Origin of the sequence: Pseudoalteromonas rubra (genome assembly GCF_005886805.2) — a bacterium.
GTDB lineage: Bacteria > Pseudomonadota > Gammaproteobacteria > Enterobacterales > Alteromonadaceae > Pseudoalteromonas > Pseudoalteromonas rubra_D.
The window spans coordinates 1,875,725-1,894,554 of the sequence record NZ_CP045429.1 but is presented as its reverse complement, the minus strand read 5'-3'; the positions used below and the strand labels follow the sequence as shown (position 1 = coordinate 1,894,554).

At 48.2% G+C, this 18,830-nt stretch carries 18 protein-coding genes; 9 read left to right on the top strand and 9 right to left on the bottom strand.

Annotation, left to right across the window (positions count from 1 at the left end):
* Window positions 1-9 precede the first annotated feature (9 nt).
* Entirely contained in the window at window positions 10-510 is a 501-nt protein-coding gene (locus CWC22_RS08195) for a SixA phosphatase family protein (protein ID WP_138539704.1), read from the top strand.
* A gap of 30 nt (window positions 511-540) precedes the next feature.
* Here CWC22_RS08195 and sohB read toward each other — a convergent pair whose 3' ends face one another.
* Together sohB and CWC22_RS08185 are read right to left on the bottom strand one after the other, a co-directional pair.
* Window positions 541-1,554 (bottom strand): protease SohB, encoded by a 1,014-nt coding sequence (gene sohB / locus CWC22_RS08190; protein ID WP_138539705.1) that lies wholly within the window; start codon window positions 1,552-1,554, stop codon window positions 541-543.
* Window positions 1,555-1,626: 72 nt separating this feature from the next.
* Window positions 1,627-4,047, bottom strand: a complete 2,421-nt coding sequence (locus CWC22_RS08185) for a VolA/Pla-1 family phospholipase (RefSeq protein WP_138539706.1) — start codon at window positions 4,045-4,047, stop codon at window positions 1,627-1,629.
* Window positions 4,048-4,316: 269 nt separating this feature from the next.
* Between CWC22_RS08185 and CWC22_RS08180 the strand changes: the two genes are divergently transcribed.
* Entirely contained in the window at window positions 4,317-5,060 is a 744-nt protein-coding gene (locus tag CWC22_RS08180) for a YciK family oxidoreductase (protein ID WP_125561472.1), read from the top strand.
* Between the two features lie 41 nt (window positions 5,061-5,101).
* Here the strand turns inward: CWC22_RS08180 and rluB are convergent, their stop codons facing one another.
* Genes rluB through rnm form a run of 5 tightly spaced genes read right to left on the bottom strand, consistent with a single transcriptional unit; the run spans window position 5,102 to window position 8,885 of the window.
* A complete protein-coding gene (rluB, locus tag CWC22_RS08175; protein WP_010385476.1) occupies window positions 5,102-5,962 on the bottom strand; it encodes a 23S rRNA pseudouridine(2605) synthase RluB in 861 nt (286 codons plus the stop codon).
* The gene (scpB, locus tag CWC22_RS08170; RefSeq protein WP_010385478.1) at window positions 5,959-6,546 is read right to left on the bottom strand and encodes an SMC-Scp complex subunit ScpB; all 588 of its coding nucleotides are present in this window, start codon (window positions 6,544-6,546) and stop codon (window positions 5,959-5,961) included. The genes rluB and scpB overlap by 4 nt, the downstream gene beginning before the upstream one ends.
* Window positions 6,547-6,596: 50 nt before the next feature.
* Window positions 6,597-7,412, bottom strand: coding sequence for a segregation and condensation protein A (locus CWC22_RS08165; protein ID WP_125561474.1), 816 nt, complete (start codon window positions 7,410-7,412; stop codon window positions 6,597-6,599).
* 2 nt (window positions 7,413-7,414) lie between these two features.
* Window positions 7,415-8,035 carry an L-threonylcarbamoyladenylate synthase gene (locus CWC22_RS08160; protein ID WP_010385480.1) on the bottom strand — a complete coding sequence of 207 codons (621 nt, stop codon included), beginning with the start codon at window positions 8,033-8,035 and terminating at the stop codon, window positions 7,415-7,417.
* A gap of 4 nt (window positions 8,036-8,039) precedes the next feature.
* Window positions 8,040-8,885, bottom strand: coding sequence for an RNase RNM (rnm, locus tag CWC22_RS08155; protein ID WP_138539707.1), 846 nt, complete (start codon window positions 8,883-8,885; stop codon window positions 8,040-8,042).
* 517 nt (window positions 8,886-9,402) lie between these two features.
* On the opposite strand from rnm, the gene CWC22_RS08150 reads away from it, so the two are divergent.
* The 6 genes from CWC22_RS08150 to trpA are packed head-to-tail and all read left to right on the top strand — an operon-like array spanning window position 9,403 to window position 15,923.
* Complete coding sequence (locus CWC22_RS08150) at window positions 9,403-10,977, top strand: anthranilate synthase component 1 (RefSeq protein WP_125561479.1); 1,575 nt, start codon at window positions 9,403-9,405, stop codon at window positions 10,975-10,977.
* Entirely contained in the window at window positions 10,974-11,564 is a 591-nt protein-coding gene (locus tag CWC22_RS08145; protein ID WP_049862997.1) for an aminodeoxychorismate/anthranilate synthase component II, read from the top strand. Before CWC22_RS08150 ends, CWC22_RS08145 begins: the two co-directional genes overlap by 4 nt.
* A 2-nt stretch (window positions 11,565-11,566) precedes the next feature.
* Complete coding sequence (gene trpD, locus CWC22_RS08140) at window positions 11,567-12,571, top strand: anthranilate phosphoribosyltransferase (RefSeq protein ID WP_138539708.1); 1,005 nt, start codon at window positions 11,567-11,569, stop codon at window positions 12,569-12,571.
* Window positions 12,564-13,928, top strand: a complete 1,365-nt coding sequence (gene trpCF, locus CWC22_RS08135; protein ID WP_138539709.1) for a bifunctional indole-3-glycerol-phosphate synthase TrpC/phosphoribosylanthranilate isomerase TrpF — start codon at window positions 12,564-12,566, stop codon at window positions 13,926-13,928. The genes trpD and trpCF overlap by 8 nt, the downstream gene beginning before the upstream one ends.
* A gap of 10 nt (window positions 13,929-13,938) precedes the next feature.
* Entirely contained in the window at window positions 13,939-15,120 is a 1,182-nt protein-coding gene (gene trpB / locus CWC22_RS08130; protein WP_010385487.1) for a tryptophan synthase subunit beta, read from the top strand.
* The gene (gene trpA, locus CWC22_RS08125) at window positions 15,117-15,923 is read left to right on the top strand and encodes a tryptophan synthase subunit alpha (RefSeq protein WP_125561485.1); all 807 of its coding nucleotides are present in this window, start codon (window positions 15,117-15,119) and stop codon (window positions 15,921-15,923) included. The genes trpB and trpA overlap by 4 nt, the downstream gene beginning before the upstream one ends.
* 8 nt (window positions 15,924-15,931) lie before the next feature.
* Here the strand turns inward: trpA and CWC22_RS08120 are convergent, their stop codons facing one another.
* The gene (locus CWC22_RS08120) at window positions 15,932-16,210 is read right to left on the bottom strand and encodes an HU family DNA-binding protein (protein ID WP_049862994.1); all 279 of its coding nucleotides are present in this window, start codon (window positions 16,208-16,210) and stop codon (window positions 15,932-15,934) included.
* A 322-nt stretch (window positions 16,211-16,532) separates the two neighbouring features.
* Between CWC22_RS08120 and CWC22_RS08115 the strand changes: the two genes are divergently transcribed.
* Window positions 16,533-17,174 (top strand): CPBP family intramembrane glutamic endopeptidase, encoded by a 642-nt coding sequence (locus CWC22_RS08115; protein WP_138539712.1) that lies wholly within the window; start codon window positions 16,533-16,535, stop codon window positions 17,172-17,174.
* 49 nt (window positions 17,175-17,223) lie between these two features.
* Here CWC22_RS08115 and CWC22_RS08110 read toward each other — a convergent pair whose 3' ends face one another.
* Window positions 17,224-18,648, bottom strand: coding sequence for a sodium-dependent transporter (locus tag CWC22_RS08110; protein WP_049862992.1), 1,425 nt, complete (start codon window positions 18,646-18,648; stop codon window positions 17,224-17,226).
* Window positions 18,649-18,830 lie beyond the last annotated feature (182 nt).

The following is an 18,830-nucleotide window of genomic DNA, read 5'->3' as shown; positions in this document are numbered from 1 at the left end:
GAGTTGTGTATGAATAGAACACTCAGGCTGATCCGACACGCCAAATCCAGTTGGCAGGATCCTATGCTGCACGACTTTGACCGGCCGCTCAAACCCAAAGGCGTGCGACGAACTCAGGCGCTGGCAAAACGATTAGGTTTGCTGCCCGATACGCATATATTTACCAGCCCAGCTCGCCGGGCACGGGATACTGCGCATATCTTGCATGCTCAATGTCAGGTAACTCAGGCTATTGAGGATATACAAGCACTCTATACCTTTAATGCCGTCGACTTAATGGACTGCCTGCGCCTGCTGCCAGACGAGTGCAATGATGTGACAATAATTGGCCACAATCCTGCCTTAACGATACTGGTAAATCATCTGAGTACACACCAATTTAATAACATAGTGACAGCGGGTTATGTCGAACTGAATATAAGAGCTGAGCAGTGGCACGCTCTAGCGCCAGGCATAACCACGTTGCAACATTATATATTCAGGCCTGAAAAATCAGGCGAAAATAAGTAGGCAATGTGCAAACCACACTGCCCTAAGTGCTTAATAACTCGATTTTTGCCATTTAGAGAATAAACGCATCGCGCCTTTTTCAAGGCTAAGACTAACACCAACGCCCAGTTTCTCAGCCAGCGATTTTTTCAGTTTAAACCTTACCTGATAAAGCTGATAGGCTTGATTTAAGTCTAGCAACAGATCGTCACTGGTGCGGATTTCGTCTACCAGGGAAAACTCATGTGCATGTGTGGCCAGCCAGTGCTCTCCTGTCGCCACTTTATCAATATCCATATTCGGTCTGTTATCGCTGACAAAACGCTTGAATAAACCATGGGTATGCTCTACTTCTTCACGAAACTTTTCGCGCCCTTTATCTGTATTCTCACCAAACAGGGTCAACGTGCGTTTGAACTCACCCGCTGTAATTTGCTCATAGTCAATGTCGTTCTTTTTTAGCAGCTTATTAAAGTTAGGCATCTGAGCAATGACGCCAATTGAGCCAACAATCGCAAACGGCGCAGCAATGATTTTATCTGCCACACAGGCCATCATATAACCACCACTGGCTGCAATTTTATCCACGCAAACCGTCAGTGGCAGGCCCGCATCTTTGATACGTTGTAGTTGTGAGGCTGCCAGCCCATAACCATGTACAACCCCTCCCCCGCTCTCCAGGTTAACCACGACCTGATCCTGCTTTGCCTCTGCAATGGTCAGAATAGCCGTCACTTCCTCTCTGAGGTTTTCAACCTCATGAGCATCCATACTGCCACAAAACTCAATCACAAAGACCCGCTTTTTTGTCTCAGTAGACTGTTCTGATTGCGTCTTTTTCTGTTGCTTGAGATGGGACTTCAGCGCTTTCTTATCCAGGGTTTGTGTCAGAAACTGCTCTTTAGCCTCGTCCAGTCGTTTGGACAGATCGGTCAGCTCGATTTCACCGGACTGAGAACTCGGCTTATGGCTTGCCGCAACTATCATCGCAATAATTGCACCTAACGCAGCGACCAGCGTCACCGCTTTAGCCAAAAATAATCCGTATTCATATAAAAATACCAACTTTCTACTCCTGAAATTTAAGTAAAAAAAAGCCGCTAAAACAGCGGCTTTTTCATAATCTCTCAAATACGATTATTTTGCAATAACAGCATCATTCGTAATTGGTAACATCAGGCCCTTGGAAGCCAGGAAAGTCGCCAGTTGCTGCTGGATTTCCATGGTCGCTGCAGCATGACCTTCTGCTGTGCCACCTGATTGCTCATCAAAGCTGGTGGTCAACAGTGAGCTGTGATGTCCCTGGCTAAAGCGCACCACATAGCTACCTGCTGTGCCGTCGGTTGACGTTTGCGTTTCGCTCACAGGCGTCAGCCCCATTACAGCGGCCATTGGTAAGCTGCCAGACAACGGATTGCTTTGCGTTGAAGGAGGGATAACCTGATCTTCTTTATTGCCATTCTCACCACCCACAACAACACCCATATAAATAGGTGTACCCAGCGCGTTTACCGCGCCAGCATAGTTAAGCGGGTCAGCGCTACCCAGCACACTTTGTGCTGCATAAGCGAATTGGGTGACGGTTGCATCAATTGCGCCCAGTGAAACGGTATCACCGTTCGCCTCTAGCTGCGCAGTAAAGGTGGAATATGCACAGTTTGCAAACGCACCGGCATCAGTCGCAAACTGGCCGCAATCTGAGATGGCACCTTCTCCCAGGTAAGCATTAAACTGTTTTGATACAGCTAAGTCTGTTGCCGCGGACAAGACCGCGCTTTTCACCACCGGGCCGAAAGAAGCTGACTCTACCAGGAAGTTTGCAATGCCCGAACCACCGCTTGATAATGCGCCCGCTTTCACGCTAAACAAGGCATCAACCTGCTCATCCAGCGGTGTATTAGCCAACGCGATGAAGCTAGGCCCAACAACCGATCCCAAAGAGTGGCCGATAAAGCTCACATCCTGTGTATTGAACAGCAAAGGAACCGCCGTCGCCTGATTGATGAAATTCAGACCCAGACGCAGACCCAGCAGATCGGCTGTTGATTGACGCAGGTTATCACGTGCAACCAGCAGTGATTGCAGGTTCATATAGTGAAGTACACTCTTCGTTGACGCGTTGAAATCAACCTCACCATCGCCATCTACATCAATACCACGGTCACCATGCAATGGGTGGTCAATTGCAACCGTTGCAAACCCAGCCTGAGTCAATGCCAGCGTCAGACCCAGCATGTCTTCTTTCTTACTGGTGATACCATGTTGCATGATAATAACCGGCCAGCCGGTTTCTGGGCGATTTGTTTCGTCCGCAGGCATCGTGATTTGGACCGGGATGTTATTCGCGCCCAGCGCTTTTGGAATTGGGTTATATTTGCTGACAAACTTGTGCTGATCCAGCCCTAAGTCTCTCAAACGACCTTCAGATAACACATTACAAAGCGTATCGTTACCTTCTTTGAGCTCAGGTGTGCCACCCGTTGCCTGAATATAGCCGGCAACCGCTGCGGCGTTATCACACTGTGCCTGCCAGTAGGTATCTGCCAGCGCTGCGTCGTCTTTCGTTTGCGGCTCACCCAGGTAACGTGGCAGTACAATATTACCTTGTAAGTATCTCACTGAACGATACAGAGGACGAATTTGCTCAGGTAAACGCTCACCCAGCACATCAGCAACGGTCAGGCCATCAACGGGTTGTTGACCAACACTCAAAACGGGTCGCTGCTCGGTAGTCAATGACCCAGCCAATAACTGTTTCACGGCCCCCATGACTTCAAAAGTCGAGTGGGTTGTCATTGCAGCAGAATAAATGATTTCTTCGCTGGTCACAGTACCCAGAGATGTCACCGCACTCTCATAGCTGCGTACAACCGCTTGCAAGCTCTTTTGTGCAGGTGTTACCAAAGGCGCTTCCTGCTTAAGCAATGTGTAAGAAGAAGAAGGCGTAACACTGCCCGAGCTGTCTTTCAGGCTCGTTGTCAATACTGTGATGTAAGTCGTCGCCGATTTTAGCGGCTTCACAGGAATAACATTAATGCTTTTCCCGTCTGCACCTAGCTGAGCAATAAAATCACCAGTTGGGCCAAAGGTCAGCTCAGCGACCCCTTTACAGGCAATCCCGGCAGGTACAGTTGCACAGTCCTGATCAGTCAGGCTGGCGCCCATGACCACTTCAAAAATTCTCACAGCACCGGGCGTTGCGACACTCGCCGCATCAATTTCAACACCAGCTGGCACTGTTAAATCAATCGCAAATGGCATTTGCGTTGACCAACCATCTAGTGCGCCCAACGCCAGTGAAGGGTCGGCATAATTTGCACGCTGGATTTTAGCAGAGCCGTCATCGTTCAGTTCACCTGGAATATTCAGCGTGCCATCTTTCGTGCCGTTAAACAGCAGATCATTAGGCACCGAAATCACCCCATTGGCAGGGTCGAATTTAATCGAGGCGCTCGGTGTTACAGCTGTGCTTTCTTGTTTTACATCTTCAAGGGTTTCACCGCCACCACAACCAGCTAAGGCTGCAGAAACCGCGAGTGAGAGTAGCATTTTTTTCATTTATTTGGCTCCGACATAATCTTATTATTATTCTTAGCCCTGAATTCAACTTAACTGCTTAATTTAGCTGGTAAATTGACCAATCAGAGAATATTTAGTTAAAACCTTTGCAAAAAGGTACTTAAAGGTAAATCTGCTTTTAATAAGACATTAGACCAGTTTAAGTTAACGCAAAGTGTAGCGTTTCGCCAGCCATATTTACAATAAATTCGATAACTTGGCTGTGGTATGTGGTAAAATATGCTGAAAATTTAGCTCAGAGGTTCAAAATGCATACTTATCAAGCAGCTGAGAATGCTTTAGAAAACAAAGTGATTTTGGTCACTGGTGCAGGCGATGGCATTGGCCGGGTTGCTGCGCTGACCTATGCCAAACATGGCGCGACCGTTATTTTGCTGGGTAAAACCACCAGCAAGCTGGAATGTGTTTATGACGAAATCGTCGCCGCAGGATATCCAAAACCTGCAATAGTACCTTTAGACCTAAAGGGTGCCACAAAACAGCACTATCGAGATCTTGCCGCCACTATCGAACAACAATTTGGCAAGCTTGACGGACTACTGAACAACGCCTCTATATTAGGTGCATTGGGTCCGCTAGAGCACTTTTGTGTTTCTACATTCGAAAACATCATGAAAGTAAATGTCACTGCGCAGGCTATGATCACCAAATACCTATTCCCTGTCATGCGCAAAGCCCCCAGTGCATCAATTATCTTCACTTCATCCGGAGTTGGTCGTCAGGGCCGAGAATTTTGGGGGGCCTATGCCATTTCTAAGTTCGCTACCGAAGGAATGATGCAAACCTGGGCCGCTGAAGTTGGCAAAACGAACATTCGTATTAACTGTATCAACCCAGGGGCTACTCGCACAGGCATGCGCGCCACAGCCTATCCGGGAGAAGATAAAGATAAATTAAAAACACCAGAAGATTTGATGCCAACTTATCTTTATCTGATGTCTGATGATTCGGCCGAGGTAAATGGTCAGTCGCTGGACGCACAGGTAAAATAAAGACATAAAAAAAGCCGCTTTCGCGGCTTTTTTTATGTCTATTAACGACGTTTGCTCTGCTTGAGACGCTGATTATGCTTGCTTACCGCCTTGCGAATACGGTTTATCTTAGCACGCTTGTCTTTACGCTTTTCAGGCATCACCGACAGCTTAGTTTGCGTTTCAGGGCGCATGCCAACAGATTTGCGAAGGTAATTCACATCTTCCAGCTTGAGTTCTTCCCAGCCCCCCTGAGGCAGACGTTTACCCAACTCTAACTTACCGTAGCGAATACGAATAAGGCGCGAGACTTCAAGCTCCTGGGACTGCCATAAACGACGCACTTCACGATTACGACCTTCAGTCAGAGTAACATTAAACCACTTGTTCAGGCCTTCACCACCACGTGGTGCCAGCTTCAGGAATTTCGCAGGGCCATCTTCCAGCTCTACGCCTTTTTTCAGGTTACGCAGGTGCTCATTAGTCACATCACCAAATACTCGTACCGAATACTCTCGTTCTACTTCATATTTTGGATGCATCAAACGATTGGCCAGTTCACCATCATTGGTGAACAATAACAAACCTGATGTATTAACATCCAATCGGCCGATAGCAATCCAGCGATCGCCTTCAATACGCGGCAGACGGTCAAACACAGTGCGACGCCCTTCAGGGTCTTTACGCGTACACAGCTCGCCTTCTGGCTTATGGTACATCAAGACACGGCAGATCCGATCATCCTGCTGCTCTACTTTTACGATATGCCCATCGACCCGGATAACCGCATTTTCCTCAACACGATCACCCAGTCTAGCCACCTTGCCATCAACACTAACACGGTTGCTTTCGATGTACTTTTCCATTTCACGACGCGAGCCAACGCCAGCGCGTGCTAAAACTTTTTGTAACTTCTCACTCATTCTGATGGTTCTCTCACAGAAGGATCATCTAACATCTGATCTAGCTTTTCACCCTGTTGGGAAGGCAGCTCAGGGAGCATATCCAACCCATTAAGCGAAAAGTAGTCTAAAAATTGTTTCGTTGTTGCATACAGTGCGGGTTTACCCGGCACTTCTTTATAGCCCACTATCTTTATCCATTGTCGCTCTAACAAGCTTTTAATGATGTTAGAGCTGACCGTCACGCCCCGCACCTGCTCAATCTCACCCCGGGTTATGGGTTGTCGATAAGCGATAAGTGCCAATGTTTCGAGTGTTGCACGAGAATACTTTGGCGCTTTTTCCTGCCACAGATTACTGAGCCAGGGACTTAAGCTGGCACAGGCCTGAAAACGGTAGCCCGTTCCGACTTCAACCAGTTTGACACCGCGGGTTTGATAATGCTCGCTCAAGGTATCCAGCGCCTGCCTGAGGCGGACATCAGATACATGAATATCCTGCAAAACGGTTTCTTTCAATTGTTTGCGAGACAAAGGCTTATCGGCAACGAAAATGGCTGCTTCAACCAGTTCAACCAATTGTTCATCACTGATACGACGTTTCATGCAAGTAGGATAAGGCTAGTCTAAAGCGACGTATTATGACAGAGCCCACGTCACTCGTGTAGCTTTAATGACAAATAAATTGCACTGGCAGGCGTACCTGCGGGAGTTACCTGCACACAGTTAATCAATTGCTCTTTCAATAACTCAAGCATGGCAATAAACGTGACCACCACACCACTGCGCCCCTCCGACAAAGTAAACAAGCGTGTAAACTCAACCGGCTCGGTATGTTCAGATAAAAACTGAAGAATTGCGGCCATGCGCTCACGAGTAGACAACACTTCAGCACTGATCTGATGATGTTCAAAGGTTTTTGCCCGTGCCATCACATCACTCAGGGCCAGAAGCAGCTCGGCCATCTCAATGTCGGGTAATCGGGTTTGTGGTTCTTCTGATTCTTCCATCAGCGCGCGGGCAACAAAAATTTCCCGATCTACGCGGGGGATCTGGTCCAAATTCTCAGCCGCTTTTTTAAATTGCTCATACTCCTGAAGCCGTCTGACCAATTCTGCACGCGGATCTTCCTCATCTTCCAGCTCTTCGTGAACCGGTAACAATAAACGCGATTTAATTTGTGCCAGTAAGGCCGCCATAACCAGGTATTCACCGGCCAGCTCCAGCTGCATATCCTGCATCATCTCCACGTACTGCACGTATTGCTGCGTAATACTCAGTATCGGTAACTCAAGGATGTCCAGCTTGTGGCGTTTAATGAGATACAGCAACAGATCGAGCGGCCCCTCAAAAGTCTCCAGTATGACTTCCAGTGCATCCGGAGGAATGTACAGATCCTCCGGCTTTTCCAATACCGCTTCACCATGTAAAAATGCCAGTGGCAGCTTTTGCTGGGCACTCTGATCAGGCATGATTATTCGAACTGGGTTGTATCGCCGCAACCACGACGCAGGATCACCACTTCATCGTCGGACATATCAATCACAGTCGTCGCCTGCTCTACCAGGTACCCACCGTGAATGATCAGGTCAACGTGCTTTTCCAGACGCAGGCGAATGTCGTCCGGGTCCGATTCGGTAAATTGCTCATCCGGCAGAATTAACGAACAAGACATCAAGGGCTCACCTAATTCCGTGAGTAAAGCTGCCGTGATCGGATGTTCTGTCACCCGGATCCCGATGGTTTTTTTCTTCTCATTAAGCAACCGCCTTGGGACCTCTTTAGTTCCCTTAAGAATAAATGTATAAGGGCCCGGCGTATTGTTTTTGATCATCCGAAACATTTGATTGTCGACACGCGCATAAGTCGAAAGCTCAGATAAATCCCGGCACATCAGCGTAAAGTTATGATGCTTCTCAATACCGCGAATACGCTCAATTCGCTCTTTCGCCTGTTTATTACCCAGACTACAGCCAATGGCGTATCCAGAATCGGTTGGATATACGATTACGCCACCTTGCTGAATGATGTCAACGGCCTGACGGATCAGACGACCTTGTGGATTATCAGGATGGATATGGAAAAATTGGCTCACGCTGTCACTCCTCTGTCGCGCCCCAGAATTGCCAAACACCTTGGCAATCTTTTGGTAAGTATAGATTTTTTCCAAGATCCAACCAGTTCGTTGGATAATGAAAGTCAGATCCCTGGCTAGCCAGTAAGTCAAACTCACGACTCAACTGCCCCAGAAACTGTCGCTCCGATGGTGCCTGTTGTGGCTGTGCGACCTCCATTGCCTTGCCGCCCGCAGCACTATATTCGCTCAGTAGCTTTCTGAGCCACTTATTAGACATCTGATAACGACCCGGATGCGCCAATACGCTCACGCCACCAGCCTGATGGATGGCATCTATCGCCTCACTCATACTGCACCAGCTGCTGGGCACATACCCGATTTTGTTGCGCCCCAAAAACTTTTTAAACACACCCTGAATATTTTTAGCGACCCCTCTGTCTACCAGTGCTTTGGCAAAGTGAGCACGGGTAATTTCAGCGTTCTCAGCCAGGGTTTGCGCCTGCTCATAGATACCTTCATAACCTCGCTTGGCCAGTCGTGCACCAATCTCTTTAGCGCGTTCACGACGTTTCTGCTGTTGACTGGCAAGCAAGGTGCTCAATGCATTGTTCGATTCATCTATATTCAGACCCACAATGTGTATTTCAAAGCTCTCCCACTTGGTTGAAATCTCAACCCCGGAGATGAGCGACAAAGGCAACTGTTGATCAGCGATATACGCCCTTGCAGGAGCAAGACCTGCGGTGGTGTCGTGATCTGTAATGGCAAGTACGTCCACACCTCTTTCGGTTGCTCGTTCAAGCAAGGCACCGACCGCCAAACGACCATCCGAAAAAGTACTGTGACTGTGTAAGTCGTATTTTATCAAACTCTCATAACCTTCTAAAAAATGCGGATTTTAGTATACCATGTTGTTTACTTCTAAGGGCGGTTATCTGACGCACTAAACAGTGATAATGCAGCAAGCAGCTAGGCCAAAATAACCATTTTTGGGAACTGGCCGCATTTTTTCCAATTTGACCTTGACACTTTGTCCCATAGTGCGGTTTACTGTGGTCACTAAATTTACATAACGACGACTTAACAAATGAAAACACAAACAACTTTCAACATTTGGTGGTGGCACTCGTAATTAGCGGGTGAGTCGTTGTGCATGCAAGATTTTCGAAACCCGCGCTAAACACGCGGGTTTTTTTGTAACTTAATTTTCTCAAAGATATTGTATAGTGATCAATAATATAACAACTATTTTACTAGTAGAATCTTGGTGGTGGTGCCTGAATTAGCGGGACGGCATCTTTGTACCTAATACACAGACCCCCGCAAGCAAATCGCTTTCGGGGGTTTTTTTTAGATTAATTTATGAAAATTACGAGGAATGAGGTGTGATTTTTAGTCATATAACGACACAGCCCGGGGAAGTAACCAGTATTCGGTTACGGCGAGAATACATCGCCAGCCCCTTGTCTCTGTTCGCGGCGCTGGATAAGCCCAACTCATTGTTGCTGGAATCTGCAGAAATAGACTCCAAAGACAATGTAAAGAGCATTATCTTGGTTGATACAGCACTGCGCTTTGAATGTACGGGCAAAAATGTAATAGTCCGGGCGATGTCCAACAACGGCGAGCAGCTTCTGCCCTATCTGGCGCAGGAAGTCGAAAACTGTGACGTAACGCTCGACAACTCAGTGCTGACCATTACTTATCAGGACACATCGGCCGATCTCGATGAGTATGCCAAGCTGAAGGCCGATAACGCGTTCAGCGCGCTCAGAACCTGTATCAACCGCATCAAGTGTAACTCAGACACACCATTCTCGCTGTTTCTGGGTGGCGTATTTGCGTACGATATGGTTGCTAATTTTGAGCAACTCCCTGACGTGCCGGATGGTGCAAACAGCTGTCCGGACTACGTGTTCTACCTGGCCGAGACCTTGCTGATCATAGATCATCAGGCTCAAACGACTGAGTTGATAGGTAATGTATTCAACGGTCCCGATGTTCATGCGAACTGTTTTGAAGTAGGCCGCCAGCTTGAAGTTCTCAATCATCAGTGTGATGCTTTGGAGTCATTCTCGCCAAGCCCGCTTGCAGGTAGCTGTGAGGTCAGTGTTGATATCAGTGACGAAGCATATATAGAGCAGGTAGTAAAACTGAAACAGCACATCGTGGATGGCGACATCTTTCAGGTTGTGCCCTCTCGCACTTTCTCCTTACCTTGTGGCGATCCACTCTCGGCCTATAAAGCACTTAAACAACAAAACCCAAGCCCTTACATGTTCTACATGCGCGATGAGGAGTTTGTTTTATTTGGTGCCTCTCCTGAATCGGCATTGAAATATTGTGAGCAGAGTAATCAGGTCGAAGTGTATCCGATTGCAGGCACCCGACCTCGAGGCAAGTTTGCCGATGGCAGTATTAACCCGGATCTCGACAGCCGCATCGAGCTTGAACTTCGAGACGATCAAAAAGAGCGTGCAGAGCACCTGATGTTAGTTGATCTGGCGCGCAACGATGTAGCCCGGATCAGCGTACCTGGTACCCGCCACGCCAAAGAGCTACTTAAAGTAGACAGATACTCTCAGGTCATGCACTTAGTTTCTCGTGTCGTAGGTCAGCTTAAACCAGACCTGGATGCCCTGCATGCCTATCAGGCCAGTATGAATATGGGCACCTTGGTCGGTGCACCTAAAGTCAAAGCGGCAGAGCTGGTCAGGCATACAGAACAACAACGCCGTGGCAGTTACGGCGGTGCTGTAGGCTATCTGACCGGGGATGGCGCAATGGACTCCTGTATCGTGATCCGCTCTGCTTTTGTCAAAAATGGCCAGGCACTGGTTCAGGCCGGTGCAGGCGTTGTTTATGACTCCGACCCACAAGCCGAGGCCGATGAGACCAGGGCGAAAGCCAGTGCTGTCATCAAAGCCATTCAATCGACTTATTCAGGAGCACCGGCATGATCCCCAAAATATATTTTCTCGATAACTTTGACTCCTTTTCCTACAACCTGGTCGATGAGCTGTCACTACTTGGAGCTGAGCTCGTGGTATATCGTAATCACCTCGATGCCAGCACCATTTTTGCCAAGATGCAGCAAGAAACCGATCCTGTGATTCTGGTTTTATCACCGGGCCCAGGTGCGCCTAAAGACGCAGGGTGTTTACTTGAATTAATTGAATTGTGCAAAGGTCACTACCCCATGCTGGGGATCTGCCTTGGTCAACAGGCGCTAACACAAAGTTATGGTGGCACCATAGGCCATGCCGGTGAGACGGTGCACGGTAAATCATCCCATATTAGCGTCAAACCTCACCCCGTTTTTGACGGACTGGGTAAGTCATTTCCTGTGGCTCGCTATCATTCTCTTATGGCAACTCAGGTACCTGAATGCCTGGAAATCATTGCTAACTATGAAGAAATCCCAATGGCGATTTACCACCCGGACGATAAGGTGATCGGGTATCAGTTTCACCCGGAATCAATTTTAACCCCATGCGGCGCTCAGCTATTACAGCAAAGCATCGCCTATCTCACATCTGAGGAGTAGACATGGACAGTTTAAATTTATTACTTGAACAGAAATCACTGGACTTCGCCGCGGCTACAGATCTGTTCAGCGCAGTCATGCAAGGCCAGTTGGATGAAGTACAGCTAACCGCAGCTCTGGTTGCCCTGAAAATTAAAGGGGAAACCGCCGAAGAAATCGCCGGAGCCGCAAAAGCGATGCGCGATCACGCCACCGCATTTGACACCCATGGCCTGCTATGCGCAGACAGTTGCGGCACTGGAGGTGATGGTACCAACACCATCAATGTCAGTACTACAGCAGCAATCGTTGCGGCCGCTTGTGGCATCCCTATGGTGAAACATGGCAACCGCAGCGTATCCAGTAAATCCGGCTCTGCTGATCTGTTAAAAACACTCGGCATAAACCTGGATATGGACCCGCTCCTGGGTGCACGCTGTTTGCAGCAAACTAACTTCACCTTTTTGTTTGCGCCGCACTATCATGCTGGTGTCAAACATGCGATGCCAGTGCGCACTAAACTCAAAACCCGCACCTTGTTCAATATCCTTGGCCCACTTGCGAATCCAGCGAGGCCTCAGGTGCAATTACTTGGCGTTTATGACCCTAAACTTTGTCGCCCCATGGCTGAGACTTTGCAAAAACTCGGTACTCAGCGCGCCATGGTCGTTCATGGCTCAGGTTGCGATGAAATTGCACTGCATGGCGAAACTCAGGTAACCGAGCTCAATCAGGGCGTTTTGACAGACTACACACTTACGCCTGAAGATTTTGGGCTGCAACGCTACCCGCTCGAAGCCATTTTTGGCGACACTCCGGAATTTAATGCCCAGGCAACCCGGGACATTCTTGATGGCAAAGGCAAAGAAGCACATAACGCTGCCATCATCGCCAATGTCGCCGCGCTGCTGGTCATGACAGACAAAGCAACAGATCTTAAATCAGCCAGTGCTCAGGTTTCAGAAATACTGGCGTCCGGACGCTGCGCGCAAAAACTTGCTGAAATAGTGGAGGTGAGCAATGGCTAATGTGTTAGAAAAAATTGTTGCTGACAAAGAAGTCGAAGTCGCTCAGAGAAAACAAGACCGCCCGCTGGAGAGTTTTATTGATCAAATTACACCTAGTGATCGGGACTTTTACGCGGCGCTGAGCCGCCCGGGTACTCAGTTTATTCTGGAGTGTAAAAAAGCCTCGCCGTCGAAAGGTCTGATCCGTCAACACTTCAACCTGGATGAAATTACTGCGGTTTATGGTCGTTACGCTAGCTGCATCAGTGTGCTCACTGACGAAAAGTATTTTCAGGGTAATTTTGAGTATCTTAGTTATGTCAGAACTCAGGTCTCGCAACCCCTCATCTGTAAAGACTTTTTTATCGATGAATACCAAGTGTATCTGGCCCGTTTAAGTGGTGGCGATGCCATTTTGTTAATGCTATCAGTACTCGATGATGCGCGTTACAAAGCTCTGGCTGAACTTGCGCACAGCCTGAACATGGCAGTGCTGACTGAAGTCAGCAATGAAGAAGAAGTCCATCGCGCACTCGCGTTAGACGCCAGACTCATAGGTATCAATAACCGCAATCTCAGGGATTTAAGTACAGATCTGGCGACCAGCGAGCGGTTACGCAAATTAATCCCGGACGATAAAACCGTGATCTCTGAGTCCGGTATCTATACCCATGCAGACGTTAAACGCCTTGCCCCCATTTGCAATGGCTTCCTGGTCGGCAGCTCTTTGATGGCTGAACAAGACCTGGAGACCGCTTGTCGCAAATTGATTCTGGGAGAAAACAAGGTCTGTGGCTTAACCCGCAGCCAGGACGCCATTGCCGCTTATGAGGCTGGTGCGGTATACGGAGGATTGATTTTTTACCCCAAATCACCCCGTTATGTCGACATTGACTGTGCAAAAGCCGTCGTAGACAGCGCACCGCTCAACTATGTGGGCGTATTTGTCGATGCACCGCTTACACAAGTGGTTGAAAACGTCCGTATCCTCAAGCTCAGCGCTGTGCAATTGCATGGCAATGAAACGCAAGATTACATCGATGAGCTGCGCAAACAATTACCCGTTAACTGCCAGATCTGGAAAGCTCAGGGGATCAGTGATCATCTGCCTGAGCCATTACAGGGCGTCGACAAACATTTATACGACACTAAGGTCAAAGGTCAGCTCGGTGGAACAGGACAAGCATTTGACTGGCAGTTGCTTAGCCAGACTCCGGGCAGCTTTATGCTGGCAGGTGGACTGAGCGCTGACAACCTGACACAGGCCTCATACCTGGGCGCAGCAGGATTCGACCTGAACTCTGGCGTCGAGATCAGCCCAGGTAAAAAGTGTGCCGACAAACTCAATACAGCTTTTAACACAATTCGTAAATACTGAGGTGGAAAAAATGAATACAGGATATTACGGTGATTTTGGTGGCATGTTTGTCCCTGAATTACTAGTTCCTGCGCTTAAGCAGCTTGAGCAGGAATTTAACAAAGCACAGCAAGACCCGGCATTCCAGCAGGAATTTTATCAATTACTCAATGAGTTTGCAGGGCGTCCGACGCCACTCACGCTTACCAGAAACCTGGTTAAAAACCCAAAGGTGAAGCTGTATCTGAAACGAGAAGATCTGCTCCACGGTGGCGCACACAAAACCAACCAGGTACTTGGTCAGGCACTGCTCACTAAACGTATGGGTAAATCAGAAGTCATCGCAGAGACCGGCGCCGGGCAACATGGTGTTGCAACAGCACTGGCCTGTGCCTTGCTGGGCCTTAAATGCCGCGTTTACATGGGTGCCAAAGACGTTGAACGTCAACAACCGAATGTGTTCCGTATGCGCCTGATGGGTGCAGAAGTTATCCCGGTTACAGCAGGCTCAGGCACACTTAAAGACGCCGTAAATGAGGCTATGCGCGACTGGTCAGCCAATTACAAAACCGCCCACTACCTGCTTGGTACCGCAGCGGGCCCTCACCCTTTCCCGACCCTGGTACGTGAGTTCCAGAAAATGATCGGTGAAGAAGCAAAACAACAGGTACTGGAAGCTGAAGGAAAACTGCCGGATGTGGTCATGGCCTGTGTGGGTGGTGGTTCCAATGCAATTGGGATGTTTGCAGACTTTATTGACGAAAAAGACGTCAAACTGATTGGTGTGGAGCCAGCTGGTAAAGGTCTGGACACCGAAGAACATGGCGCAGCATTGTGTAAGGGGACTAAAGGCATTTTACATGGTGCTTATACTTATATCATGCAAAACCAGGACGGCCAGATTGAAGAGTCATACTCGGTCTCTGCTGGTCTGGATTACCCAGCGGTTGGACCGCAACACGCCTACCTGCACGAGACCGGTCGGGCTCAGTATGTCGCTGTAACCGATGACGAAGCGCTGGCAGCTTTCCAGTCATTAGCAAAACATGAAGGGATTATTCCAGCGCTGGAATCGAGTCATGCGTTAGCCTACGCATTGAAATATGCTGAAGCACAAGAACAAGACACAGTGATAGTGATCAATTTAAGTGGTCGTGGTGACAAAGACTTAGCCCATGTCCACCAGGTATTAGAAGCGCGAGGTGAACTATGAGCCGTTACAATGAGATGTTCCAGCAGCTAAACGACAAGCAACAAGGTGCTTTTGTCCCGTTCGTGACCATTGGCGACCCGGACAAAGAAACCAGCCTGGCAATCATCAAAAGCCTGATTGAAGGCGGTGCGGATGCACTGGAGCTGGGTATCCCGTTTTCCGATCCAATCGCGGACGGTCCGGTTATCCAGGCTGCAAATATTCGTGCACTAGAACAGCACATAGACACAGAAGATTGCTTTGACGTGATCCGTGCGGTGCGTGAGCAATATCCTCATATCCCAATTGGGCTGCTACTGTATTCAAACCTGATTTTCGCACGTGGTCTTGATGCATTTTATCAACAGGCCAAAGCCGCGGGCGTCGATTCGGTATTGGTAGCAGATGTGCCGCTGCACGAATCAAAAATGTTCCGCAGAGCAGCGGTAGAGGCAGGCATTGAGCCAATTTTCATCGCAACGCCTAATGCCAGTGATGATACCTTACGCGAATGTGCAAGTTACGGCAGAGGCTATACTTATTTGCTCTCGCGCGCTGGTGTAACCGGTACAGAAAGCCAAGTGCAAATGCCAACTGACGAGATCATCACTAAGCTCACCGAGTACCATGCAGCCCCTGCACTACTGGGCTTCGGTATCTCAACGCCTGAGCAAGTCAAAGCCGCGCTGGATTCAGGTGCCGCTGGGGCCATCTCAGGTTCTGCTGTGGTCAAAATTATTGAGCAGCACCTGGATGACAAGCCTGCGATGTATCAGGCCCTGAGCGCTTTTGTACGTAGCATGAAAGCCGCTACCGCGCGCTAACATCAGAGCTATTTGTCAGCCAGAGCATCCTTGAGGGCTTTGGCTGGCTTAAACAGTACTTTATTTTGCCCTTCAATCATGATTTCTTCCCCTGTTCTGGGGTTTCTACCCGGCTTGGCCGGATGATAGCTTAACGTAAAGGTGCCCATACCATTAAGCTGGACCTGATCCCCTTCAGAGAGACGTTTGGTGATAAGTTTTATAAGACTACCCAGTGCAGCCTGTGTGTCTTTCTTGGTCAATTCACTATGCGCCGCCATGGCTGTAACCAGTTCACTTTTATTCATCATGCATCCGTCTTTATACAACAAAGCCCGGCAGGCTAAGGAGTTCTGTCTTAAAAGTCAATCCTGAGTGGATAAATACCAAGTCCACTTCATATCTGCTCAATTTGAAGGCACAATTATTATGCAAGCAGCGTTAAAATTTTCATTTAAAACTGTAACGTTGAAAATTCTTAGCTGGTTATCAACAATATTTGCTTGCCTCAAAATGGAACGCGACATTAAGCAAATTGGTATAGACAAAGTTTTCCTTGTCCTGCCATACCCGAGTTGAAATGCCTTGACTATAGTTAGGCTAACGCTGACAGACATACCAGAGGCCACATTGAACGCAAACCAATATCGCTGGTGCGAACTATTCCTGGTGTTTTTCCTGCTACCTGTTATTGCCTATGCATTTCGCCATCAACTCGCCAATTGGTTATTTCCGGCACTGATTATACTCACAGCTGTGTGTACATATTTGTTACTCACTGACCCACATTTCAAACGATTTCGCCTGACCAGTCTGGGCACCTTTTCCACAGTAAAGCGGCGGCTGTTTTCAACCTTCTTTATCGGTGCCCTGTTTTCTGCCATGTTTTATGGCCTGGTGAATCAGGAAAGCTGGTTTGATATGCCACTCAACTCCACCAATGACTGGTTGATCCTGCTGATAGCCTATCCAATATTATCGGTGTTACCACAAGAGCTGGTGTTCCGCAGCTACTTTTTTCATCGCTACAAACGAATTTTACCGAGGAAGACAATCAGGGTTGTGCTGAGTGCTGCTGTATTCGCGCTGGCCCATTGTGTGTATGACAATTGGGTGGCAATCGCTCTTTCCTTTGCCGGCGGGTTGTTATTTGCCTATACCTACGCACATAGTCGCTCTTTGGTCGTCTGTGTACTCGAACATAGTCTTTGGGGGTTGTGGGTCTTTACCCTGGGGCTGGGTCAGTACCTGGATTCAGGCGTAACGTTTTAGTAAAGGGGCACCACATACCTGAGGTGCCCCTGTGGCATTCTAAGTACGGCTAGAAGCCAAATAAACTAAATGCAAAGAACTTCGTCGTTACTGTATTAACGAAGATAACCGTCAGGATCACTGGGATAAAGGTAGATAACGAGAAGTTCACGTACTTTTCCATCAGGCTGCCTTTATAGTTTGGTGACCCCTGTGCCAGCTCTTCTGACAAGTTATGCTTTTTCCAGCGGTACATCACAAACAAACAAACCAGTAAGCCGTTAAAAGGCAGAATGGTTTCGTAGAATACATCCGAGATCAGCGCAAACATGCTCTGACTGGCACCGCCATAGTTAACAAAATCGGTCAGCCAACCAACCATACCAAAAGACATGGTACACAGCACCGTCAATCCGCCCGTTGTCAATGCCAGCAGGCCCAGCGCTTTTTTACGGCTAATGTTCTTCTCTTCCATTAACGCAGCAGTTGGTACTTCGATGATTGACACCAGTGAGGTAATCGCAGCAAAAAAGACCAGCAGGAAGAACAACGCAGCAACCGCAGAAGCGCCGAAGTAGCCAATGTCAGATTGCAATGCCAGCAACAGCTTTGGCAGATAGACAAAAATCATAGACACTGACGAATCACTTAGCTTGGCAGGATCGGTATCCGGGTTGAAGCTGAAAATAGCGGGCAGCACCATCAGACCTGCGATGAATGCGACCAAAGAGTCTGTAATTGCCACCATTTTAGAACTGCCAACAATGTCATCTTTCTTTGAGATGTAAGAGGCATAAGTGATCAGGATACCCATTCCCAGAGACAGGGAGAAAAACGATTGCGATAAGGCGCCGTTAAGCACGCTGGCATTCATTTTAGAGAAATCTGGTACCAGATAATAACGCACACCAGCCATGGCGTTATCCAGCGTCAATACATAGACCACCAGGCCAAGTAATAACACAAAAAGCGCAGGCATCATAAACTTAGCGGCTTTTTCAATGCCCTCTTTCACACCGCCTACCAGAATAAGGTTAACGAACAGGCCAACAAATACCATGTAGATAAACATAGTGTATTCGTTTACAAAGGCATCAAAGTGACCCGGATTTGCCAGCATATCCAGGTTCCCAAGTACAGTTTGCACCAGATAACCAAAGATCCATACAGTAATCACCATATAAAACACGGCTATCATAAACGGCGTTAATACGGCGATCGCCCCCGCAAGGGACCATTTTTTATCTCCTTGCGTCAGAGACTTGTAGGAACCATAAGGGTCTTTTTGCGCCTTACGCCCCATCGCCATTTCTGCCATCATCACCGGCAGACAAATAAAGATAACAAACAGGGCATAAGTAAGCAGAAACGCACCGCCCCCATTTTTTGTTGCAGACACGGGAAACCCAACCAGGTTACCAATCCCGACTGCGGAACCCGCTGCGGCAAGGATAAAACCAAGCCGCGAGCTAAAGTGCTCACGATTTGCGCTCACAAGAACAACCTTATTATTATTTTATAAGAATAGTCGAAGGACTCTACCAGCCATCAGCACGGAATTTCAAGTATAAACGTCTAATCCGGTGCGCATTGACGTAAACCTCACACCTTCGCACGCTTACACAACGCACTCATAACATGTTACACATACATGACACCTTGATTTGTCTTCATTCG